At 28.3% G+C, this 22,969-nt stretch carries 24 protein-coding genes; all 24 read left to right on the top strand.

What is annotated here, in order from left to right:
• Positions 1-67: 67 nt before the first annotated feature.
• Positions 68-400, top strand: coding sequence for a DsrE-related protein SaoD (saoD, locus tag ACYUDJ_RS18620; RefSeq protein WP_003483344.1), 333 nt, complete (start codon positions 68-70; stop codon positions 398-400).
• A gap of 111 nt (positions 401-511) precedes the next feature.
• On the top strand, positions 512-1,660 hold the full coding sequence (locus ACYUDJ_RS18615) for a double-cubane-cluster-containing anaerobic reductase (RefSeq protein WP_043032538.1): 1,149 nt from the start codon (positions 512-514) through the stop codon (positions 1,658-1,660).
• Between the two features lie 128 nt (positions 1,661-1,788).
• The gene (locus tag ACYUDJ_RS18610) at positions 1,789-3,048 is read left to right on the top strand and encodes a double-cubane-cluster-containing anaerobic reductase (protein WP_003483346.1); all 1,260 of its coding nucleotides are present in this window, start codon (positions 1,789-1,791) and stop codon (positions 3,046-3,048) included.
• Between the two features lie 244 nt (positions 3,049-3,292).
• A complete protein-coding gene (locus tag ACYUDJ_RS18605) occupies positions 3,293-3,544 on the top strand; it encodes a DUF3343 domain-containing protein (protein WP_003483348.1) in 252 nt (83 codons plus the stop codon).
• A 22-nt stretch (positions 3,545-3,566) separates the two neighbouring features.
• Positions 3,567-4,325, top strand: a complete 759-nt coding sequence (locus tag ACYUDJ_RS18600; RefSeq protein ID WP_003483351.1) for an acyl-CoA dehydratase activase — start codon at positions 3,567-3,569, stop codon at positions 4,323-4,325.
• A gap of 254 nt (positions 4,326-4,579) precedes the next feature.
• Entirely contained in the window at positions 4,580-5,503 is a 924-nt protein-coding gene (pyrB, locus tag ACYUDJ_RS18595; protein WP_003483352.1) for an aspartate carbamoyltransferase, read from the top strand.
• Between the two features lies 1 nt (position 5,504).
• Entirely contained in the window at positions 5,505-5,945 is a 441-nt protein-coding gene (locus ACYUDJ_RS18590) for an aspartate carbamoyltransferase regulatory subunit (protein ID WP_003483354.1), read from the top strand.
• 21 nt (positions 5,946-5,966) lie between these two features.
• Positions 5,967-7,157 (top strand): dihydroorotase, encoded by a 1,191-nt coding sequence (locus tag ACYUDJ_RS18585; RefSeq protein WP_003483356.1) that lies wholly within the window; start codon positions 5,967-5,969, stop codon positions 7,155-7,157.
• A gap of 23 nt (positions 7,158-7,180) precedes the next feature.
• Complete coding sequence (gene pyrF / locus ACYUDJ_RS18580) at positions 7,181-8,032, top strand: orotidine-5'-phosphate decarboxylase (RefSeq protein ID WP_042384241.1); 852 nt, start codon at positions 7,181-7,183, stop codon at positions 8,030-8,032.
• A 142-nt stretch (positions 8,033-8,174) separates the two neighbouring features.
• Positions 8,175-8,930 carry a dihydroorotate dehydrogenase electron transfer subunit gene (locus tag ACYUDJ_RS18575; protein ID WP_042384244.1) on the top strand — a complete coding sequence of 252 codons (756 nt, stop codon included), beginning with the start codon at positions 8,175-8,177 and terminating at the stop codon, positions 8,928-8,930.
• Complete coding sequence (locus tag ACYUDJ_RS18570) at positions 8,930-9,826, top strand: dihydroorotate dehydrogenase (RefSeq protein ID WP_003483361.1); 897 nt, start codon at positions 8,930-8,932, stop codon at positions 9,824-9,826. Before ACYUDJ_RS18575 ends, ACYUDJ_RS18570 begins: the two co-directional genes overlap by 1 nt.
• A 33-nt stretch (positions 9,827-9,859) precedes the next feature.
• On the top strand, positions 9,860-10,435 hold the full coding sequence (gene pyrE / locus ACYUDJ_RS18565; protein ID WP_003483363.1) for an orotate phosphoribosyltransferase: 576 nt from the start codon (positions 9,860-9,862) through the stop codon (positions 10,433-10,435).
• 219 nt (positions 10,436-10,654) lie between these two features.
• A complete protein-coding gene (locus ACYUDJ_RS18560) occupies positions 10,655-11,467 on the top strand; it encodes a hypothetical protein (protein ID WP_003483365.1) in 813 nt (270 codons plus the stop codon).
• 105 nt (positions 11,468-11,572) lie between these two features.
• The gene (locus ACYUDJ_RS18555; RefSeq protein WP_003483367.1) at positions 11,573-12,358 is read left to right on the top strand and encodes a sugar phosphate isomerase/epimerase family protein; all 786 of its coding nucleotides are present in this window, start codon (positions 11,573-11,575) and stop codon (positions 12,356-12,358) included.
• A gap of 177 nt (positions 12,359-12,535) precedes the next feature.
• On the top strand, positions 12,536-13,828 hold the full coding sequence (gene tig / locus ACYUDJ_RS18550; protein WP_003483370.1) for a trigger factor: 1,293 nt from the start codon (positions 12,536-12,538) through the stop codon (positions 13,826-13,828).
• 124 nt (positions 13,829-13,952) lie between these two features.
• The gene (gene clpP, locus ACYUDJ_RS18545; RefSeq protein WP_003483372.1) at positions 13,953-14,537 is read left to right on the top strand and encodes an ATP-dependent Clp endopeptidase proteolytic subunit ClpP; all 585 of its coding nucleotides are present in this window, start codon (positions 13,953-13,955) and stop codon (positions 14,535-14,537) included.
• Positions 14,538-14,556: 19 nt separating this feature from the next.
• Positions 14,557-15,846 (top strand): ATP-dependent Clp protease ATP-binding subunit ClpX, encoded by a 1,290-nt coding sequence (gene clpX / locus ACYUDJ_RS18540; protein WP_003483374.1) that lies wholly within the window; start codon positions 14,557-14,559, stop codon positions 15,844-15,846.
• A 129-nt stretch (positions 15,847-15,975) separates the two neighbouring features.
• On the top strand, positions 15,976-17,655 hold the full coding sequence (gene lonB / locus ACYUDJ_RS18535; RefSeq protein WP_042384248.1) for an ATP-dependent protease LonB: 1,680 nt from the start codon (positions 15,976-15,978) through the stop codon (positions 17,653-17,655).
• A gap of 137 nt (positions 17,656-17,792) precedes the next feature.
• Entirely contained in the window at positions 17,793-20,111 is a 2,319-nt protein-coding gene (lon, locus tag ACYUDJ_RS18530) for an endopeptidase La (protein WP_003483378.1), read from the top strand.
• A 17-nt stretch (positions 20,112-20,128) separates the two neighbouring features.
• Positions 20,129-20,713 (top strand): ribosome biogenesis GTP-binding protein YihA/YsxC, encoded by a 585-nt coding sequence (gene yihA / locus ACYUDJ_RS18525; RefSeq protein ID WP_080333660.1) that lies wholly within the window; start codon positions 20,129-20,131, stop codon positions 20,711-20,713.
• Between the two features lie 23 nt (positions 20,714-20,736).
• On the top strand, positions 20,737-21,462 hold the full coding sequence (locus tag ACYUDJ_RS18520; protein ID WP_003483382.1) for a CPBP family intramembrane glutamic endopeptidase: 726 nt from the start codon (positions 20,737-20,739) through the stop codon (positions 21,460-21,462).
• Positions 21,463-21,692: 230 nt separating this feature from the next.
• On the top strand, positions 21,693-22,103 hold the full coding sequence (locus ACYUDJ_RS18515) for a hypothetical protein (RefSeq protein ID WP_003483383.1): 411 nt from the start codon (positions 21,693-21,695) through the stop codon (positions 22,101-22,103).
• Between the two features lie 51 nt (positions 22,104-22,154).
• Positions 22,155-22,397, top strand: coding sequence for a hypothetical protein (locus ACYUDJ_RS18510; RefSeq protein WP_042384252.1), 243 nt, complete (start codon positions 22,155-22,157; stop codon positions 22,395-22,397).
• A 60-nt stretch (positions 22,398-22,457) separates the two neighbouring features.
• On the top strand, positions 22,458-22,847 hold the full coding sequence (locus ACYUDJ_RS18505) for a hypothetical protein (RefSeq protein ID WP_003483385.1): 390 nt from the start codon (positions 22,458-22,460) through the stop codon (positions 22,845-22,847).
• Positions 22,848-22,969 lie beyond the last annotated feature (122 nt).

Raw genomic sequence — 22,969 nt, 5'->3', positions numbered from 1 at the left:
GGGAGTATTAGAGCGGGTAGTCATTGGATAAATATATTAAATTAAAAATAATTAGGAGGATTTTAAGATGAAAGTAGCTTATGTATTAGAGTCACCACATGCTCAAAATATTTTAACCAATATGGTTATTCCACAAATGGAAAAGGAAATGCATGGTGCAGATGTAGTTGGAATGTTTTTTATAATGGATAATACATATTTTTTAATAGAGGGTACAGAAACAGCAGAAAGATTAAAAAAATTAAGTGAAAAAACTGGGCTTGTTTTATTAGCTTGTGATAAATGTGCTAAAGAAAGAAAAATTGAGGACAAGTTAATTAAAGAAGCGGCAATAGGTTGTTTCCCAGTATGTTATGCAGCATTAGATTCTGCAGGAGTAGACCATATAATAACAATATAATAAAAGAAAAGAAAGGGTGTCTCAAAATGAAATAGATTTAATTTTAAAATCGCAAATATAAGATTAAATCTATTTTGAGGCATTCCATTTTTATCTAGAGGGGGATATTATATGAATAAATTACCAGATTTTATTAAGGACTTTAGTGAAGCTAAAAGAAATTCATTTGTAAAAATGAAGGAAATTAAAGATGAAGGTGGAAAAATAGTGGGAGTTTATTGTGGATTTGCTCCCTGGGAAGTTATAGCTGCATCAGGAGCAGTGGGGGCTTGGCTTTGTGGAATGGATGAGGAACCTATAGATGATGCAGAAAAACATTTGCCAAGAAATTTATGCCCACTAATAAAATCAAGTTATGGTTTTGCATTAACAGAAAAATGCCCATTTTATTATTTTTCAGATATGCTTTTAGGAGAAACTACTTGTGATGGAAAAAAGAAAATGTATGAAGCATTAAGTAAAATGAAACCTATGCATGTTATGAATATACCCCAAACCCCTTATGGAAAGGATTCCTATAGTTATTACAAGAAAGCAATTATAAAGCTTAAAGAGGAATTAGAAAAGAATTTGAATGTAGAAATTACGGAAGAAAAGTTAAAAGAAAAAATTAAATTAAGAAATAGGGAAAGAACGGCTTTAAGAGATTATTATAGCTTATCTAAACTTTGTCCACCACCTATGACAGGTTATAATTTGAGAAGGGTAATACAGGGGACTTTATATTTATCAGATAAGGAAAAGGAAATAGAGGATATAAATAATATAATAAGAGAAACAATGAAAAAATATAATGAAGGTGAAAGGCCTGTTTCTAAAGAGGCTAAAAGAATACTTGTAACAGGTTGTCCTCTAGGAGATTCTACTGAAAAAGTAATTGAGGCTATAGAAGATAATGGAGGAGTAGTAGTTTGTTATGAAAATTGTAGTGATGCAAAAGATGAAAGTTTATTAGTAGATGAAGAAAAAAATCCAATGGATGCATTAACAGAAAGATATTTAAGAACAGCCTGTGCTTGTATGAGTCCTAATGATAATAGGATAGAATATTTAGATTATTTAATAGATGAATATAGGGTGGAGGGTGTAGTAGAAGTTATATTACAAGCATGTCATACCTATAATATAGAATCTCATAGAATAAAAACTTTTGTTACAAATAATAAAAAAGTAGCTTATTTAAAAATAGAAACAGATTATTCTAAAAGGGATTTAGGCCAACTAAAAACTAGAGTAGAGGCTTTTATAGAAATGCTATAATATGAAAATTAAATTTGTATAAAAAAATATAATAAGTATAACTGTAATCATTACATATTCAAATAACTTGCTATATATTAACTATGGTAAAATTGATATGAAGTAATTGATTTGGAGGGATTTTATTAATGGGAGATTATAGAAAATTATGGACGGATTTAGGAGTAAACCTAGAAAAGCATGATCAATTATGTGCTGTTTTACCAGAATTATATGGCTCTACATATTTGACACAAGAAAATAGACCAGAGGGAATGAATTATTTTAATTTTGTTGTGTCAGAAGTTCATGGACTTAGAATTCAAGAATTAGACGAACATAGAAAAAAAGGTGGAAAAGTAGTAGGAACTTTTTGTGTATTTGTTCCTGAAGAAATTATTGTAGCAGCAAAAGCATTAAGTGTTGGTTTATGTGCAGGTTCTCAGTTTTGGATTGAAGATGGAGAAAAGGTTTTACCAAGAAATATGTGCCCTCTTATAAAGGCTTTTATGGGTGCTAAAATAGGTGGTACATGCCCTTATTTCCAATCCTGTGATATGGTTATAGGAGAAACTACCTGTGATGGAAAGAAAAAAGCATGGGAAATATTAGATGAATATGTACCAGTACATGTAATGGATCTTCCTCAAATGAAAAGAGATAAAGACTTCAAAAAATGGGGAGAAGAAATTAATGACCTTATTAAAAAAGTGGAAGAAATTACAGGCAATAAAATAACAGTAGAAGCACTAAAAGAAGGTATAAGAGTAACTAATGCTAAAAGAAAAGCCTTAAAAAGATTATATGATTTAAGAAAATATAAACCATCACCAATAAGTGGATTAGACTGTTTATTAATAACTCAAATAGCTTTCTACGATGATCCAAAGAGATTTACAGAAAAAGTTCATGAATTATGTGATGAATTAGAAGAAAGAATTAAAAACTCTCAAGAAAGCAATAAAAAGAGAATATTAATAACAGGAACTCCAATGGCACTACCAAACTGGAAGCTTCATTCAATAATAGAAAGTTTAGATGCTGAAGTTGTAGTAGAAGAAACTTGTACAGGAACTAGATACTTTGAAGGGGAAGTTTCAGAAGAGGGCGAAACTTTAGAAGAATTAATTAAAAATTTGGCAGATAGATATTTGAATATAAATTGTGCCTGTTTTACGCCAAACACAGGAAGAATAGATGATATAATAAAATATACAAAAGAATATGGAGCAGATGGAGTTATAGATACTAATTTATCTTTCTGCCATACTTATGCAGTTGAACATAGGGATGTAGAAGCAAATTTAAAAGAGAAGAATATTCCAATAATGCATATAGAAACAGATTATTCAACAGAAGATTCAGGACAGATAAAGACAAGAGTAGAAGCATTTCTTGAAATGATATAAGATAAAAAGAGATTAAAAATATAATTAATTAAAAAGTTTGAAATTACATCTACAAATTTTATCCAGGAGATGCACCGTTTGGGTTCTCTCCTGGTTTCTCATGTTTTATAATAAATATATAATGTATAATGTATAGCTAATAAGTATTCAATTTTAGTTACATATTTATTAAATATGGGCTATAGTAAAACTAGGTTATTTTTTTAATACATATAATTAAATATTGTGAAAGGAAGTGTATAAAATGGAGCAAACAAATTACTATATTCTTTTTCCTTCACATACAGAAGGTATGAAAATGGATAGTTTACTTAGCAAAAATAAAATAAAACATACTATTGTTCCTACACCAAGAGAACTATCTAAATCCTGTGGTATATGTATAATGTATAATAAGAATGATGAAAATTTTATAAAAAAATTAATAGAAAATAATGGAGTGAAGACTTCGGGATTACATTCATTAACTAAAACTATAAAAAATTTTTATGCTTAATTAATAGAAAAGGTGGGGTTAAATGTTTTATATAGGTATAGACATAGGATCTACTGCATCTAAGGTTTGTGTATTTGAAAATGATAATATAAAGGATGTATTTGTATTGCCAACAGGTTGGAGCAGTGTTAAAACTGCAGAGGAAATTAAAAATAAATTAAAAGAAATAGGAGCAGATAAAAAAAATTCTAAAATAGTTGCTACAGGTTATGGTCGAGTTTCTGTTCCTTATGCGGATAAAACTATAACAGAAATAACTTGTCATGGCAAGGGAGCTTACTATCTATTTAAGAAGGATTGCACAGTTATAGATATAGGAGGCCAAGATACAAAAGTTATAACAGTGGAAGATGGTAATGTTACTAATTTTACTATGAATGATAAATGTGCTGCAGGAACAGGTAGATTTTTAGAACTAATGGCAAATACATTGGGTTTTGATATAGAAGAAATGTGTGAAAGAGCAAAAAATGGAGAAAATGTAACTATAAGCTCTATGTGTACAGTATTTGCAGAGTCAGAAGTTATAAGTTTAATAGGTAGTGGTAAGAAAAGAGAAGATATAGCCTATGGAGTATTAGATTCTATAACCGGAAAAGTAAAATCTTTATGCCAAAAACATTCAGATAATGGACAATATTTTTTAACTGGAGGATTAAGTGAAAATAATTACATATTAGAGAGACTATCAGAAAAATTAGGCTCAGAAGTAAAAGCCCATGAACTTGGAAGATATGCTGGAGCTATAGGAGCAGCTTTAATGTCACAAAGATTAAAATAATAGTTGACTTAGTTTAATTTCTGTGCTAACATTACCAATAAAGATTAATAAAATTTTTATAAGACCTTTAAAATTAGTCCTGTGAGACTAAAAAGGAAGAGAAAAGCATATTTTATAAAAAGAGTATAATTATAAATATTATATGAAAGTATAATATTTTAAACTAGAGTATAATTGTGCCTTCCTTTAAAAAAGGAAGGCATTTTTTATACCTTTAAATTTAATCCAGAGAGATTAAAAAGGAGGAATTGTATATGTTAAAAGGAAGAAATTTATTAGACCCAATGGATTTTTCATTAGAGGAACTAGAAGAGGTATTTAAATTAGCAGATGAAATAATTGAGGACCCAGAAAAATTTTTACATGTATGTGATGGAAAAATATTAGCTACATTATTTTATGAGCCAAGTACAAGAACAAGATTTAGTTTTGAAGCTGCTATGCTTAGATTAGGTGGACAGGTAATAGGATTTTCAGAGCCTAATTCAAGTTCAGTAGCAAAAGGAGAAAGTGTTGCAGATACTATAAGAACTGTAGGTTGTTATGCAGATATAGTAGCTATGAGACATCCCAAAGAAGGTGCACCAGCAATAGCTGCAATGTATTCAGAAATACCAGTTATAAATGCTGGAGATGGTAGTCATCAACATCCAACTCAAACATTAACAGATCTATTAACAATAAGATCCTTAAAAGGAGATTTATCTAACTTAACTATAGGTTGCTGTGGAGATCTAAAATTTGGAAGAACAGTACACTCATTAGTAAAGGCCCTATCAAGGTATAAAAACAACAAATTTATTTTTATGTCCCCAGAAGAATTAAAGATTCCTGATTATATAAGAAAAGAAATATTAGAAAAAAATAATATAGAATATAAAGAAGTTTCAAAAATGGAAGATGCTATGGCAGAACTAGATATACTTTATATGACAAGAGTTCAAAGAGAAAGATTCTTTAATGAAGATGATTATGTAAGATTAAAGGATAGTTATATATTAGATGGTGAAAAGATGAAATATGCCAAAAAAGATATGATGGTTCTTCATCCACTACCAAGAGTTAATGAAATAGCTTATGAAATAGATCAAGACCCAAGAGGATGTTATTTTAAACAGGCTAAATATGGAATGTATGTAAGAATGGCTTTAATAGCAAAATTATTGGGGGTAAGATAATATGTTAACAATAAATAGTATAAAAAATGGTATAGTAATAGATCATATACAAGCGGGATATGGTATAAAAATATTTAAATACTTAGGATTAGAAGAGGCAGACTATAGAGTAGCTCTTATAATGAATGCGGAAAGTTCAAAACTTGGTAAAAAAGATATAATAAAAATAGAAAATATTATGGAGATAGATTATAAAGTATTAGGATTTATAGATCCTAAAATAACAATAGATGTTATTGAAAATGAAAAAATAAAGGAAAAAATAAAGTTAGAACTACCTAAAACAATAGAAAATGTTATAAAATGCAAAAATCCACGTTGCATAACATCTATAGAAAATTATATACCTAATGAATTTTACTTAGTAGATGAAGAAAATGGTGAGTATAGATGTAAATATTGTGACGAAATATATTCAGGAGGAGATATAAATAAAATATAAAATTTATGGAGGAGTGCACAAATGAATGAACTACTAATTAAAAATGTCAATATAATAGATTGGTGTCAAAACTTCCATGGAGATATTTATATAAAAAACGGAATTATAGAGGAACTAGGAAAAGATTTAAATAAAAATTGTGAAATATTTGATGGAAGAGGATTAACTCTTCTTCCATCTTTCATAGATATGCATGCCCACTTTAGAGAACCAGGTTTTACATATAAAGAAGATATATTGACAGGAAGCAGAGCGGCAGTAAAAGGTGGGTATACTATGGTAAACTTAATGGCTAATACTAAACCTATATGTAGTTCTAATAAAGAAGTAGAATATGTTTTAGAAAAAGGGAAAGAAATAGGGTTGGTAGATATCCATCAATGTATGTCCATTACAAAAGATTTTTCTGGTGATGATATAAGTCATATAGATTCTATAGATAAGAAAGTAAAAATAATATCAGAAGATGGAAAAGATGTAATGAACACAAGGGTATTAATAGATGCTATGTTTAAAGCTAAAGAAAAAGATCTTATAGTAATGTGTCACTCAGAGGAACATGATGTAACAAATCTAGATACTAGGCTTTCAGAAAATTTAATGACTTGGAGAAACATAGCCCTTTCAGAATTTACAGGGTGTAAGGTCCATATAGCTCATGTAAGCACTAAAGAATCTATGGAATATATAAGTGATGCTAAAAAGAAAGGTTTAAAAGTAACTTGTGAAGTAGCACCACATCATATAGCACTTACAAATAAAATTTTTTATAGAGTAAATCCACCTTTAAGGGAAGAAGAAGATATAAAAGTATTAATAGAGGCAATAAAAGAAGATATAGTAGATTGCATAGGAACGGATCATGCACCTCATAGTAAAGAAGATAAGCTAAAAGGTAGTCCGGGAATATCAGGAATAGAAACTTCTTTTTCTACATGTTATACAAAATTAGTTCATAATAATCATATTAGTTTAAGCAAACTTTCAAAAATAATGTCTAAGAATCCAGCGGATATTCTAGGTGTAAATAAGGGAGAAATAAAAATAGGAAGAGAAGCAGATTTAGTTTTAGTAGATACAAAAGAAGAATATAAAGTAAAATCTGAAGAGTTTCATTCAAAAGGGAAAAATACTCCTATGGATGGTATGTGCCTTAAAGGAAGAATTAAAGTTACATTTAAAGCAGGATGTATAGTATATAGTGAATTTTAATATAAGAAGAAAGGATGAATAAATTGATTATAGATAAATTGTATGAAAGTGTAGAAAAAAAGGGATGTGTTTGTGTAGGTCTTGATACAGATATAAGTTACATACCAAAAGGATTTTTAAATAAATTTACCAATATAGAAGATGCTATATTTGGATTTAATCAAAGGATAGTTGATTCAACTTTTGATGTGTCAGCTTGTTATAAAGTTCAGATAGCTTATTATGAAGCTATGGGAATTAAAGGAATGATTTTGTACAAGAAAACTTTAGAATATATAAGAAAAAAAGGCGGTATAGTTATAGCAGATATAAAAAGAGGAGACATATCTGCTACAGCTAAAATGTATGCAAAAGCTCATCTTGAGGGAGATTTTGAAAGTGATTTTATAACATTAAATCCGTATATGGGAATGGATACTTTAGAACCCTATAAAGATTATTTCAAAAATAAGGATAAGGGAGCCTTCTTGTTATTAAGAACTTCTAATGAAGGTTCAAAGGATATACAATATTTAGATTTAAAAGACAATAAAAAGGTATACAACAAAGTAGGAGAAAAGATAGAGAATATAGGAAAAGAATTTTTAGGTAATTGTGGATATAGCTCTATAGGAGCAGTGGTTGGATGTACAGCAGAAGAAAATAATATTAGAAAAGAATTAAAACATACATTTTTTTTAATACCTGGCTATGGAGCTCAGGGAGGAAAAGCTGAAGTTGCTAAATCTTATTTAAGTGAAGGTAATGGAGGTATTATAAATTCTTCAAGGGGAATATTGCTTGCATATAAAAAATATGATGAAGAAGGAAAAAACTTTGAAGAATATGCGAGAGCAGAAGTTATAAATATGAAAAAAACTTTACAGATTATATAGATTTACATTAAGTGATTTTAAGTATTAGAAGAACTTATTGAGGAGTGTATTAGCAGTTGATTCCTATTTAAATAAAATAGATGAAGAGCTTGTAGCCATGACATAAATATATTTTTATAGTATTAGATCACGAGAAAGAGTGGTGTGTAAAATAAAGTCTAAAACTTTTAAAGTAAAGGTAATAGAAAATAAAAGTATATCAACAGGTATATTTAAAATGACCTTAGATGGTACTTTTAAAGGAAAGCCAGGACAGTTTTATATGATAAGGGCTTGGCAAGATGAACCTATTTTATGGAGACCTATAAGCATACATGATATAAATGATAATTCCATAGAATTTTTATATAAATTAGAAGGAAAGGGAACTAAAATTTTATCTAAAATAAAGTCAGAAGAAGAAGTTGAGATAATGGGACCCTTAGGAAACGGATTTGATTTAGAGAACATAAAGGGGAAAATAGCTATAGTAACTGGTGGTATAGGAATAGCTCCTATGAATTATTTAATAAAAAGTATAAAAAATATAAATATGGATATTTATGCAGGGTTTAGAGATCAGGTTTATTGCACGGAAAATTTTAATAATTTAGTAGATAATGTAGTTGTAGTTACAGAGGATGGTAGTGCCGGAGAAAAAGGATATGTAACAGATTATTTTCATCCAGAAGATTATGATTTGGTTCTATGTTGTGGACCAGAAATAATGATGGATAAGATTATATTGATGTGTAGGGAGAAGAAAACTCCTTTATATGTATCTATGGAAAAAAGAATGGCCTGTGGTATAGGAGCATGTCTTGTGTGTACTTGTAAAACTAGATTTGGTAATAAAAGAACTTGCAAGGATGGTCCCGTATTTAAAGGAGAGGACATTCTTTTGAAAGGAGATATATAATGCTTCAAGTAAATTTATGTGATAAGACTTTTAAAAATCCTATTATAGCTGCATCAGGAACTTTTGGATTTGGAGAAGAATACGGGGAATTCTATGATGTTTCTAAATTAGGGGGAATTTCAAGTAAAGGATTGACCTTAAATTCTAAAGAAGGAAATAATGGCATAAGAATTTATGAAACTAGTTCCGGTATAATGAATAGTGTAGGGCTTCAAAATCCAGGGGTAGATAAATTTATAAGAGAAGAGTTACCTAAAATGAAAAAAATAGACACAGTAACTATCGCAAATGTAGGTGGAGGATGTATAGAAGATTATATTGAAGTCATAGAAAAATTAAATAAAACAGATGTAGATATGATAGAACTAAATATATCCTGTCCAAATGTAAAGCATGGAGGTATGGCTTTTGGAATAAAGTCAGAAATAGCTTATGAAGTAGTAAAAAAAGTTAAAGAAATATGCCAAAAGCCACTTATAGTAAAGTTATCTCCTAATGCAGAAGATATAGTAGATATGGCTATAAAATGTGAGAAGGCAGGAGCAAATGCAATTTCATTGGTAAATACATTTAAAGCTATGGCTATAGATATAAAAAGAAAAACTCCTGTATTTGAAAATGTAACTGCAGGTTTATCAGGTCCATGTATTAAACCTATAGCATTAAGAATGGTATATGAAGTATGTAAGCAGGTAAAAATACCAGTTATAGGTATAGGAGGAATATGTAATTATAAAGATGTAATAGAGTTTATTATGGCAGGGGCTACTGCAGTACAAATAGGAACAGCTAATTTTATGCATCCATATTCAGCCTTAGATATAATAGAAGAATTAGAAAATTATATGAAAGAAGAAGGCATTCAAACTTTAGAAGAAATAAGGGGAATTATTTAAAATAAATTTTGTGAGTATAAGGAGAAGATATAAATGAGTAATATAAATGTTATAGATATATTAAAAGAATCAAATGCATTATTAGAAGGGCATTTCTTACTATCATCTGGAAGACATAGTAATAGATATTGTCAATGTGCGAAACTACTTCAATATCCACAAAAAGCAGAAAAAGTTATTAGTGTAGTAGCAGAAAAGCTTAAAGATGCAGACTTTAATATAATAGTAGGACCAGCTATGGGTGGTGTAATAGTATCTTATGAATTAGCAAGGCAAACTAATAGACCAGGCATATTTGCAGAAAGAAAAGATGGAATTATGTGTATACGAAGAGGATTTGAAATAAAAAAAGGAGATAAAGTTATAATATCAGAGGATGTAATAACTACAGGAAAATCTTCTTTAGAAGTAGCTAAAGTTATAGAAGAAATGGGTGGAGAAGTAGTAGGTATAGCATGCATAGTTGATAGAAGAGCGGAAGGTATAAAAACAAACTACCCAATATATAGTGCTTGTAAATTAGAAATAGAAACTTATGAAAAAGATAATTGTGAGTTATGTAAAAAAAATATACCTTTTGTAAAACCAGGTAGTAGAGAACAAAAATAAATTTAAAAATAAGGAGTGTCTCAAAATAGATTTAATTTTGAGACATCTTTTTTAGTTTTAACAAATATTAAACAAAAACTTAATTTTACTTTAATAATTATGAAAATGGTTATTAATTTTTGTTGTTTTGAGTTATAATAGTGTTAATTATATATTATAATAATTGATACATTTTATTTATTTTAGTATAGATAGGTATTATATATAGGAGGAATTATTGTGGCAAAACCAAGTATTTTTAGCAAAGATTATGAAAATAGAATGAAAAAGAGAAAAAGAAGGACATTTTTTTCAGTTATAGTTATAATAGTAATTTTTTTAGGAATAATATTCACTAATAATGGTATTGGTAAAAAAATAAAAAATAGTTTAAATCAAATAAAAGAAGAAACTAAGGCTGAAGAAGAACAAAAAAATAAACAACAAGAACAAAAGGAAAATAAAAAAGAAAATGAAAATAAAAATGCAGCCACAGTAAAAAAAGAAAGTGAAGTTCCTAAAGATAATAATATAGAAGTTCAATTAGAAGACAATATAAAAATAAAGTTGATATATATAGAAGATACTAATAAAAATAAGACTATTAAGTCTATAGATTTAAATAAAAATAATTTATTATATGATATAAATCCTTCAAAAAATTCAATAGTTATAACAAATCCTAAAACTCAAAATATTTATTTAGTAAATTTAAATGGTGAAAAGCAAGATATAACAAATAAGCAGTATACATCAACATCTGGAACAACTTTTCAAAAGGATGCTATATTAGCGTCAAAACAAGATTATTTATGGGGAGTTTTACCTAAATTCATAGATAATGATAATATAGCCTATGTTTCTCAACTGCCATGGTTTAATAAAACCACTAAATATGTATGGATGTATAATATAAAAAATAAAACTCATTTGTATAATCAAAATATATCAGGAGAAGACATTAAGTTTGATAAATTAACAGAAAAAGGTCTTACAGTAATTGCAGATGGCAAAACTTTATTTTTAAAAGCAGATGGAAGTATAGCTCAGTAAATTAAAAATATTAAATAACTAAAAGTTAATAAGTAGCAATTAAAATATAAAATTTTTAAGAGTGTATGAAATATATACACTCTTGCTTTATTTAAGGAGGTAAATATGGAAATAGGAATGTCTTCTGCTTGTTTGTATCCTAAAGTACCAATAGAAGAAAGCATATCAGTTATGAAAAGTTTAGGATTTAACATTGGGGAAATTTTTTTAAATACTTATAGTGAATATGATGAAAATTTTATAAAAATTTTGCAAGAACAAAAGGAAAAAAATAATTTTTTAATAAATTCAATTCATGCATTTTCAAGTGCTTTTGAGCCATATTTATTTGACCCATATAAAAGAAGGCAAAGAGATATGCTAAAAATATTTAAAAAAGTATGTAGGGCAGGGAGCTTATTAGAAGCAAATTATTATACATTTCATGGTATGAGAAGAAGTAATTTATTAGATTTAAATATGGATCATATTATAGATGTTTATAATGAATTAAATTATATTGCTAATGAAGAGGGAATAAAATTAGCTCAAGAAAATGTAGCTTGGTGTATGTCTTCAAATATAGATTTTTTAAATATATTAAATGAAAAGTGCAGCAGCAAGTTACATTACACATTGGATATTAAACAAGCTTTTAAAATAGGTAAAGATCCTATGGAATACATAAATGTAATGGGAAACAAAATAGTTAATGTTCATATAAATGATAGAGATGAAAATAATATTTGTCTTCTACCTGGAAAAGGGAATATAAATTTAAAAAAAATATGTTGTAAATTAAAGGAAATGGGGTATAATAATGTTTATACTATAGAAGTTTATAATGATAATTATTCCTCATATTCAGAAATAATAGATTCAAAAGATTTTCTTCAAAATATTTTATTATGATGAAAAATATTGTAAACAATATGGAATATGATATATAATAGTTAATAAAGTGTAATTTAGGTAACTATAAGCTATTTTATTTTATGTTAGTGTAATCTATGTTAATAGTTCTAAATATATGATATAATGATATAGTTAAAATGAGCATATAACAAGGAATTGGGAGGAAGAAGTATAATGAACGTTAAAGTGGAAAATATAGAAAAGAATGTTGTAAAATTAGAAATAACAGTTGATAGTGAAAAATTCAATGAAGCTGTTAAAAAATCATTTAAAAAGAATGCTAAAAGATTTAATGTGCCAGGATTTAGAAAAGGTAAAGCACCTTTAAATATAATAAAAAAATACTATGGGGAAGGTGTTTTATTTGAAGATGCTATAAATTTCTGTTGTGAAGATACATATCCTAAAGCTATAGAAGAAAACAACATAAAACCAGTGGATTATCCTCAAATAGATGTAGTTCAAATAGGAGAAGGAAAAGATTTCATATATACAGCAGAAATTACAACTGTTCCTGAAGTTAAACTAGGAGAATATAAGGGTGTAGAAGTTAAAAAAGTTTCATATGAAGTAGAAGATGAAGCTGTAGAAAATGAATTAAAATCTATGCAAGAAAAAAATGCAAGAGTATCCCTAAAAGAAGAAGGAGAAATTGAAAAAGGAAACATAGCAATAATTGATTTTAAAGGATATGTAGATGGAGAAGCTTTTGAAGGTGGAGAAGCTAAGGACTATGAATTAGAAATAGGTTCAGGCACTTTCATAGGAGATTTTGAAGATCAATTAGTAGGTCTTAAAAAAGATGAATCAAAAAAAGTAAATGTAAGTTTCCCAGAAGAATATGGTAGAGAAGATTTAAACGGGAAACCAGCTACTTTTGAAGTAACAATTAAAGATATAAAGGTTAAAGAACTTCCAGCATTAGATGATGAATTTGCAAAAGAAGTTTCAGAATTTGATACATTAGAGGAATTAAAATCAGATATAAAGGATAGAATGAAAAAAGAGCTATCTGATAAAGCTAAAGCAGAATATGAAGAAGCAGTAGTTGAAGCAGTTGCGGCAAATGCTGAAATAGAAATACCAAAAGTTATGATTGAAAAAGAAATAGATAATATGGTAAGAGATTTAGAAATGAGATTAAAATATCAAGGTCTAGACCTTAAATCATATTATGAATTTACAAATAGCTCAGAAGAAAAAGTAAAAGAATATATGAAAGAAACAGCTGAAAAAAGAGTTAAAACAGATTTAATAATGCAAGAAATTGCTAAAGTAGAAGATATAAAAGCTACAGAAGAAGAATTAAAAGAAAAAGCTATGGAAGTAGCTAAACAATATGGTCAAAAGGATGTAGAAAAAACTGCTGAATTAATAGTAAACGCTCAAAAAGCATACTTAGAAATTGATATAGTTAATGGAAAAGTTTTAGATTTATTGGTAGAAAATAGCAAAGAAATAGCTTAGTTCATTTATAATGATAGATAATAATATAGTTGCCAGGATATATTTTCTGGCAACTAAGTTTTAATAATTATAAATATCACATAGGTATCATTAGTATCTTATTTTTATAAAGGAGGAGATATATATGAGTTTAGTACCTGTAGTTGTAGAACAAACTAATAGAGGGGAAAGATCTTACGATATTTATTCTAGGTTGTTGAAGGACAGAATAATAATGCTAAGTGAAGAGGTTAACGACACAACCGCTAGTTTAATAGTGGCACAGCTATTATTTTTAGAAGCAGAGGATCCAGATAAAGATATATATCTATATATTAATAGTCCGGGAGGCTCTATAACTTCTGGAATGGCAATATATGATACAATGCAATATATAAAACCAGATGTTTCTACTATATGTGTAGGAATGGCAGCATCTATGGGCGCATTTTTACTTGCAGCTGGTGCAAAGGGAAAAAGATATGCATTGCCTAATAGTGAAGTTATGATACATCAACCACTAGGTGGATTTAGAGGTCAAGCAACAGATATAGGAATACATGCTGAAAGAATTCTAAAAATGAAGAAAAAATTAAATACTATACTAAGTGATAGAACAGGAAAACCATTAGAACAAGTAGAGCTTGACACAGAAAGAGATCATTTCTTAAGTGCAGAAGAAGCTAAAGAATATGGTTTAATTGATGAAGTTATTGATAAAAAGAAATAACCTTTAGTGAGGTGTAGGAATGTCTAAATTAGATGAAAAAAAACAGTTGAAATGTTCATTCTGTGGCAAAACACAGGATCAAGTAAGACGACTGATAGCAGGCCCAGGGGTATATATATGCGATGAATGCATAGAACTTTGTTCTGAAATAATAAGTGATGAGTTTGAAGATGATATACAAGTGGATTTAACATCATTACCAAAACCTACAGAGATAAAGACTTATCTTGATCAATATGTTATAGGTCAAGAAGATGCTAAAAAATCATTATCTGTGGCTGTGTATAATCATTACAAAAGAATAAATTCAAATACAAATAATGATGATGTAGAACTTCAAAAGAGTAATATTCTTCTTTTAGGACCTACAGGTTCAGGAAAAACATTATTAGCACAAACATTAGCTAAGTTTTTAAATGTACCTTTTGCTATAGCAGATGCTACAACACTTACAGAAGCTGGTTATGTAGGAGAAGATGTAGAAAATATTCTTTTAAAACTTATCCAAAATGCTGATTATGATATAGAAAGAGCAGAAAAAGGAATAGTGTATATAGACGAAATAGATAAAATAGCAAGAAAATCAGAAAATCCTTCTATTACTAGAGATGTATCAGGTGAAGGAGTACAACAAGCATTATTAAAAATTCTTGAGGGTACTGTAGCAGCTGTTCCGCCACAGGGTGGAAGAAAGCATCCACATCAAGAGTTTATACAAATAAATACTACAAATATATTATTTATTTGTGGTGGAGCTTTTGATGGTGTAGATAAGATAATAGAAAGAAGAACAAGAACTAGTTCTTTAGGATTTGGAGCTGAAATTCAATCTAAGAAAGAAAAAGATTTAGGTAAGCTTTTAAAAGATATTATGCCAGGAGACTTATTAAAATTTGGTTTAATACCTGAATTTATTGGAAGATTGCCTATAGTGGTTACTTTAGATAAATTAGATAGAGAAGCTCTAATAAAAATATTAACTGAACCTAAAAATGCTCTTGTAAAACAATATAAGAAATTGTTTGAACTAGATGATGTAGAATTAGAATTTAACCAAGAGGCATTAAAGGGAATTGCTGATGAAGCAATAAATAGAAATACTGGAGCTAGAGGGCTTAGAGCTATAATAGAAGACATGATGAGAGAAATTATGTTTGATATACCATCTCAAGAAAATATAAGTAAGGTAATAGTAAATGAAGATTGTATAAAAACTAGAAAACCAGAGCTTATAGAGGCTGAAGGTGGTAAAAGATTACCTATCAAACCTAAAAAAGGTAAGAAGAGAAAAGATTCTGAAACAGCATAAAAATAACACCAAGATTTTATCTTGGTGTTATTTTTTTATTATTACATGGAACGAATAAGATACTATTTTTGAATATATAAGATGGAAAAAGAACATAATAATAAAAAAAGTATTAAAGGGGTTTTGGATATGACGCAAACATTAATATTAATAGAAATATTTTTTACAGTTATTATGGGATTATATTTTATGAATGCATTAAAGAGTCAAAAATCTAATAAGGTGGTAATTGACAAAGAAAATAAGAAAGAAATAGACACATTAAAAAAGTTGAGAAGCATAAAATTAACAGAACCTTTAACAGAAAAAAGTAGGCCTTCATCTTTTGATGAAATAATAGGTCAAGAAAATGGAATAAAAGCATTAAAAGCTGCTATATGTAGTCCTAATCCACAGCATGTAATAATATATGGACCTCCAGGAACAGGAAAAACAGCAGCGGCTAGATTAATTTTAGAAGATGCAAAGAAAAAAGAATATTCTCCATTTAATCAACAATCTAAATTCATGGAGATAGATGCTACTACAGTGAGATCAGATGAAAGAGGAATAGCAGATCCTTTAATAGGTTCAGTTCATGATCCTATTTATCAAGGAGCAGGAGCATTAGGTCTGGCAGGAGTGCCTCAACCAAAGGCAGGAGCAGTAACTAAGGCTCATGGAGGAATATTATTTATAGACGAAATAGGAGAGCTTCATCCTAGTGAAATGAATAAATTGTTAAAAGTTTTAGAGGACAGAAAAGTTTTTTTAGATAGTGCTTATTATAATTCTTCAGATAATAATATACCAAGTTATATAAAAGATATATTTGAAAACGGTTTGCCAGCGGATTTTAGATTAATAGGGGCTACCACAAGAAGTCCAGAAGAAATAACTCCAGCCTTAAGATCTAGATGTGTAGAAGTATTTTTTAGGGCTTTATTACCAGAAGAAATAAAGAAGATAGCTATGAATGCCATTAAAAAATTAAATTTTACTATAGAAGAAGAGGCTTGTGAATTAATATCTAAATATTGTAATAATGGTAGAGATACTATAAATTTAGTGCAATTATCTGCAGGTTTATCAATAAATAGTAATAGAAATAAGATATTAATACAGGATGTAGAATGGGTTATAGAAAATGGTCAATATTCTCCAAGAATACAAAAGAAGATACCATTAGAACCTAAAGTTGGATATGTAAATGGATTAGCAGTGTATGGAGCTAATATGGGCATGGTTATGGAGATAGAAGCAACCGCTAAGAGAATAAACTTTAGAAAAGGAAATTTATCTATAACTGGGTTAGTTGAAGAGGAAGAAATTAATAGTTCTAATAAAAAAGCAATTAGAAAAAGTACTGCATGGTGTTCTGTCCAAAATGTTATTACTATAATGAAGCAAATATTTGATTTAGAGTGTGATGAATGTGATATACATATAAATTTTCCAGGTGGTATACCTGTAGATGGGCCATCGGCGGGGATAAGTATAGCTACAGCAGTGTATAGTGCTATTACAGGTAAACCTGTAGATAACACCGTAGCTATGACTGGAGAGATATCTATTCATGGGGAAGTAAAACCTGTAGGGGGAGTAAGTTCTAAAGTAGAGGCTGCTATTAAAGCTGGAGCCAAAAAAATTATAATACCTAAGGAAAATTGGCAGGATAAATTTGAAAAATTAGATAAGGTAAAAGTAATACCTGCTTCAAATATAAAAACAGTAATAAAAGAAGCTGTTTGTGTTGGAGAAGAGGATAAATTATTTTTAAATATAGATAAGAGTGTAGAATTTCTATCAGCAGAATCTATGACTAAATAAAATTCATATAGTTAAGTATAATTTTAAAAAAATAATAAATAACCTTATAATAACTATTTGAAAAAAAGTATTTTTATAGGTATAATATATTAGTCTAGCTATATATAAAGCTAAATTTATCAAAGCGAGGGAGATATATGAAAGAAAACTTAGAAGTTCTTCCTTTAATTCCATTGAGAGGAATAATTATATTTCCGTATATGATTTTACATTTTGATGTAGGTAGAGAAAAATCTATTTTAGCTTTAGAAGAAGCTATGGAAAATGAACAAAAAATATTTTTATCTGCTCAAAAAGAGGCTGAAACAGAAGAACCAATTGTAGAAGACATATATGATGTAGGAACTATATGTGAAATAAAACAAATACTAAAATTGCCAGGAGATACAGTTAGAGTTTTAGTGGAAGGAAAAACTAGAGGTAGAATAGTTAATTATTTAGAAGAAGAACCATTTTTAAAAGTGGAGATAGAAGAGATAGAAGATAATCAATATGAAGATGATAAGGAAGTAGATGCTCTTATACGATTAGTAAAAACTAATTTTGATGAGTATATTAAGCTTTCAGGTGATTCATCTTCAGATTTAACTGTAGGAGTAGAAGATTTAGAAGAACCAGGTAAAATAGCAGATGTTATAGGTTCATACATAAATATAAATCAAGAAGAAAAACAAGATCTCATAGGAATTATTGATTCTAAAGAGAGATTAGAAAAAATATTAATCATTATAAATGAAGAGATAGAAATACTAAAAATTGAAAGAAAAATAGGAATTAAAGTAAAGAACAAAATAGATAAAGTACAAAAGGAATATTATTTAAAGGAACAATTAAAGGCTATACAAGAAGAGTTAGGGGAAGAAGAGGAAGATAAAAAAGAAATAAATTTATATAAAGAGAAAATAAATAAAGCAAAACTTCCTAAAGAGGTAAAAGAAAAAGCTATATATGAATTAGATAGGCTAAAAAATTCTGGTAATTTCTCTGCAGAGGGGGGAGTTATTAGGACTTATTTAGACTGGATATTATCATTACCATGGAATAAAGATACTAAAGATAATCTAGATATAAAAAAAGCTAGAGACATATTGGATAAAGAACATTATGGATTAAAGGATGTAAAAGATAGAATAATAGAATATTTAGCAGTAAGAAAAGTTAGTAAAACTCTAAAAGGACCTATATTATGTTTAGTAGGACCACCAGGAGTGGGAAAAACATCTATAGCTAAGTCTATAGCACATTCTTTAAATAGGAATTTTGTAAGAATGTCTTTAGGTGGAGTAAGAGATGAAGCAGAAATAAGAGGCCATAGAAAAACTTATGTAGGAGCAATACCAGGAAGAATAATCTATGGTATGAAGCAAGCAAAATCTAGAAATCCATTATTTTTACTTGATGAAATAGATAAAATGAGTAATGATTTTAGAGGGGATCCAGCAGATGCATTATTAGAGGTATTAGATGCAGAACAAAATGCTACTTTTAGAGATCACTATTTAGAATTAGATTTTGATTTATCTAAAGTGTTGTTTATAACAACTGCAAATACTTTAAGTACAATACCCGGGCCATTGTTAGACAGAATGGAGATTATAGAAGTATCTGGATATACTTCAGAAGAAAAGTTTTATATAGCTAGAAACCATCTTATTCCTAAAAAATTAAAAGAGCATAATATGGAAGATGGGAAAATTACTTTTTCTAACTCCTCTATATATTATATTATAGATAATTATACTCGTGAATCAGGAGTTAGAGGGTTAGAAAGAAAAATATCCTCTATTATAAGAAAGTCTATAACAGAAATGATCGAAAAAAATAAAGATACAACTAACGTTACAGTAAACCATGTTAAGAAATATTTAGGACCAGAGGTATTTTCCTATGAAAAAGCAGATAAAGAGGATAAAGTTGGTGTAGTAACAGGATTAGCTTGGACTGCTTATGGTGGAGATACCCTACCTATAGAAGTTACCGTCATGGAGGGTAATGGCAAATTGCAACTTACAGGAAAATTAGGAGAAGTTATGGTAGAGTCCGCGAAAGCAGGATATAGTTATGTAAGATCAAATGCTAGTGAATATGGAATAGATACTAATTTCTATAAAAATAAGGATATCCATATACATGTACCAGAAGGAGCAGTACCAAAAGATGGTCCTTCAGCGGGAGTAACTATGATAACTGCATTAATTTCTGCTTTAGGTGATAAAAAGGTTAAACATAATGTAGCTATGACAGGAGAAATTACATTGACAGGAAGAGTGCTACCTATTGGTGGATTAAAAGAAAAGTCATTAGCGGCATATAGGGCTGGAATAGATACAATAATAATTCCTAAAGCTAATGAAAAAGATTTGAGAAATATTCCTAAAACTGTAAAAAGTAAAATTGATTTTATTGTAGCTGATAAAATAGAAAAGGTTCTTGATAATGCTTTAATAAAAGAATAATAATGGAGAGATTAAATATGGAAATGGAAATAAAAAAAGCAGAATTTGTAATATCAGCAGTGAAAAAAGCTCAATATCCTGAGGATGGTAGACCAGAGATTGCTTTTGTAGGAAGATCTAATGTAGGTAAGTCTACTCTTATAAATACATTGACTAATAGAAGAAAGCTAGTAAAGGTTAGTTCTACTCCGGGGAAGACCAGATTAATAAATTTTTTCTTAATAAATGAGAATATGTATTTTGTAGATTTACCTGGCTATGGCTATGCTAAAGTTTCAAAAAAAGAAAAAGAAAACTGGGGATATATAATGGAACAGTATCTTGTAGAAAGAGATCAACTAAAAAAAATAGTTTTATTAGTTGATAGTAGGCATAAACCAACCAGTGATGACATAAATATGTATAACTGGATAAAACATTATAATTATGAAGTATTAGTAGTGGGAACTAAACTTGACAAATTAAAAAGAAATGATATAAATAAAAACAAAAAAATTATACGAGATACGTTAAAGATGGACAAAGACGATAAGATTTTGTTAATATCTTCATTAAATAAAGAAGGAAAAGAAGAAGTTCTAGAACAAATATTAGTTTACTAGATTAGATTTAGGGGGAAGATATAATGGAATTAATAAAAAGCATACTTACATTTATAATACTATGGATGCCCCCTATAATATTATTTTTTAGAATAAAGCCAAAGAAAAATAATATATTTATAAGTGTTATTATTTTTATAGTTTATATAATAGGATCTTTATTTACACAAAATCTTTTTCCATTTGTATTAACGCTGATGAATATATTTCAATTAAGAAAACGGCAGGAAATGTCTGAAGAATTACATGAGTTTAGATACAATGATGATTACCATAGGTTTAAATTTAATATATCTAGTTTTTCATTTATAAAGGGTATACAATATGCCCTAATATCCTATTTAGGATATATTCTAATAATGATTATATTTTATATCATTTTTAATTCATTAAAGTTAGATTTAAAAGATCAGGATGTGGTTACCTGGCTTTCTAATATGCCTTTAAATAAATTTTTAATAGTTATACCTGTAACTGTTATATTTGCTCCAGTGGCAGAAGAATTCGTTTTTAGGTGGTATATATTTGAAAAGTTATTAAATAAAAGATTAGGTATAGTATTAGCATCTATTATAAGTAGCATACTTTTTGGGATTGTTCATTTTAATGTAAAAGTATTTCCTGCTCTAGTATTTATAGCTTTATTTAATTGCTATTTAATACATAAAGAAGGGTTTTGGTATGCTGTATTTAATCATTTTGTATTTAATCTTGTTAATACAGCTATGATATTTTTAACTAAGTTATAACATTAAAAATAATATATGTTTATTATAAATTTAATAATATGTTTATTTATTGGATAAAAGCAATAAAATATCTATTTTATGGATATTTTATTGCTTTTATTTTTAAAAATTTTTCAATTATAGTTTTGTGTCAAAAATACATTAGTAGAATACTATATATTAAGAACAAAAGATAATAAAGAAACTAGGTTTAAAAAATAATAAACTAACCTTTGAAGGGGGGATGTAAAGTGGATTTTAATGACATAGCAGGTTTATTAAATGGAGTTACAAATGATAAAGATTGCAAAATTCCAGGCTGTGGACCAGGACTAGGATTTGGTTTTGGCAGTTCGTTTATTTGGATTATAGTGCTTATACTATTGTTCTGTTGCAATGGAAGTGGCTTTGGAGGTTTTGGCAATTTTGGAAACTGTTGTGAATGCGAATGCCGCTGTAGAAGAAGAAGACATAAGAGAAGAGATTGTTGTGATTGCTGTGATGATGATAATTGTTGTTGTGACTGGTCATTTATAATAATCTTAATCTTAATATTATGTTGTTGTTGTAGACAGTCAACATGTACGACAATAAGAGAAGTAAGAGAACCTAGATCATCTGGTAATATAATCAATGTAGATGCTAGGGAAGAAGAATGCTAAGGAAGAAAAATAAAATACAAAAAGCCATAGCCCGGGAAAGGGGGGTTTAGCATGTCAAAAAGATGTAAATGCAAATGCAAATGCAGAAGCAAAAGCAGATGCAGAGAAAGAAGAGGCTCAGGTAATGGGCTAATAATATTAATATTAATATTACTACAATTTGGATGCTGCACAAGAGGTCATGATGACCATCACATAAGCAGAAGAGGGTGCTGTGAAATAGATAATAGTATATTATTTATAATAGTATTATTCTTCTTAAGCTGTTGTGGAGACTTTTCATTGTGCTGCTAATAACTTAAGCAAGGAGGGTTTATTAACCCTCCTTACCATTAATTTAAATGGAGGTATTTAATGTCTAAGCATAAAAAAAAGCATAAACATAAATATGACAATAGAAATGGAAATAACTTAGATATGAATAATATACAAAATATGTTAAATAATATAGATATGAATCAGTTGTCTAATATAATGACATCATTAAATAAAGGAAATAATAATAGTAATGATGATGATTACGATGATGACTATGATGATGAAAAATATGATAATAATAATGTATTTAATAACATGAATAACAATATGAATAATAATATGAATAATATGAACCTTAATCAAATGCAAAATGATTATACATTACAATTTTTAAATATGTTAAGACCTATGGTTAATCCAGATAAGAAAGACCTCGTAGATAAATTAATACAGATATATTATGTCAGTAGATTGATGAAAAAATAAATAGTGCTTTTTATAGAAAGACTTAAAGTTCTTTCTATTTTTTTAGCATAATAATTATAGGAATATAATTATTTAAAAAATTAATCATTATAAATTGTATGTTTATAATAAAATATGTTTAT

The sequence above is a fragment of the Clostridium sp. CTA-6 genome, from assembly GCF_054768115.1.
The sequence above is the reverse complement of the archived record's forward strand: the minus strand, read 5'-3'. Positions and strand labels throughout refer to the sequence as shown.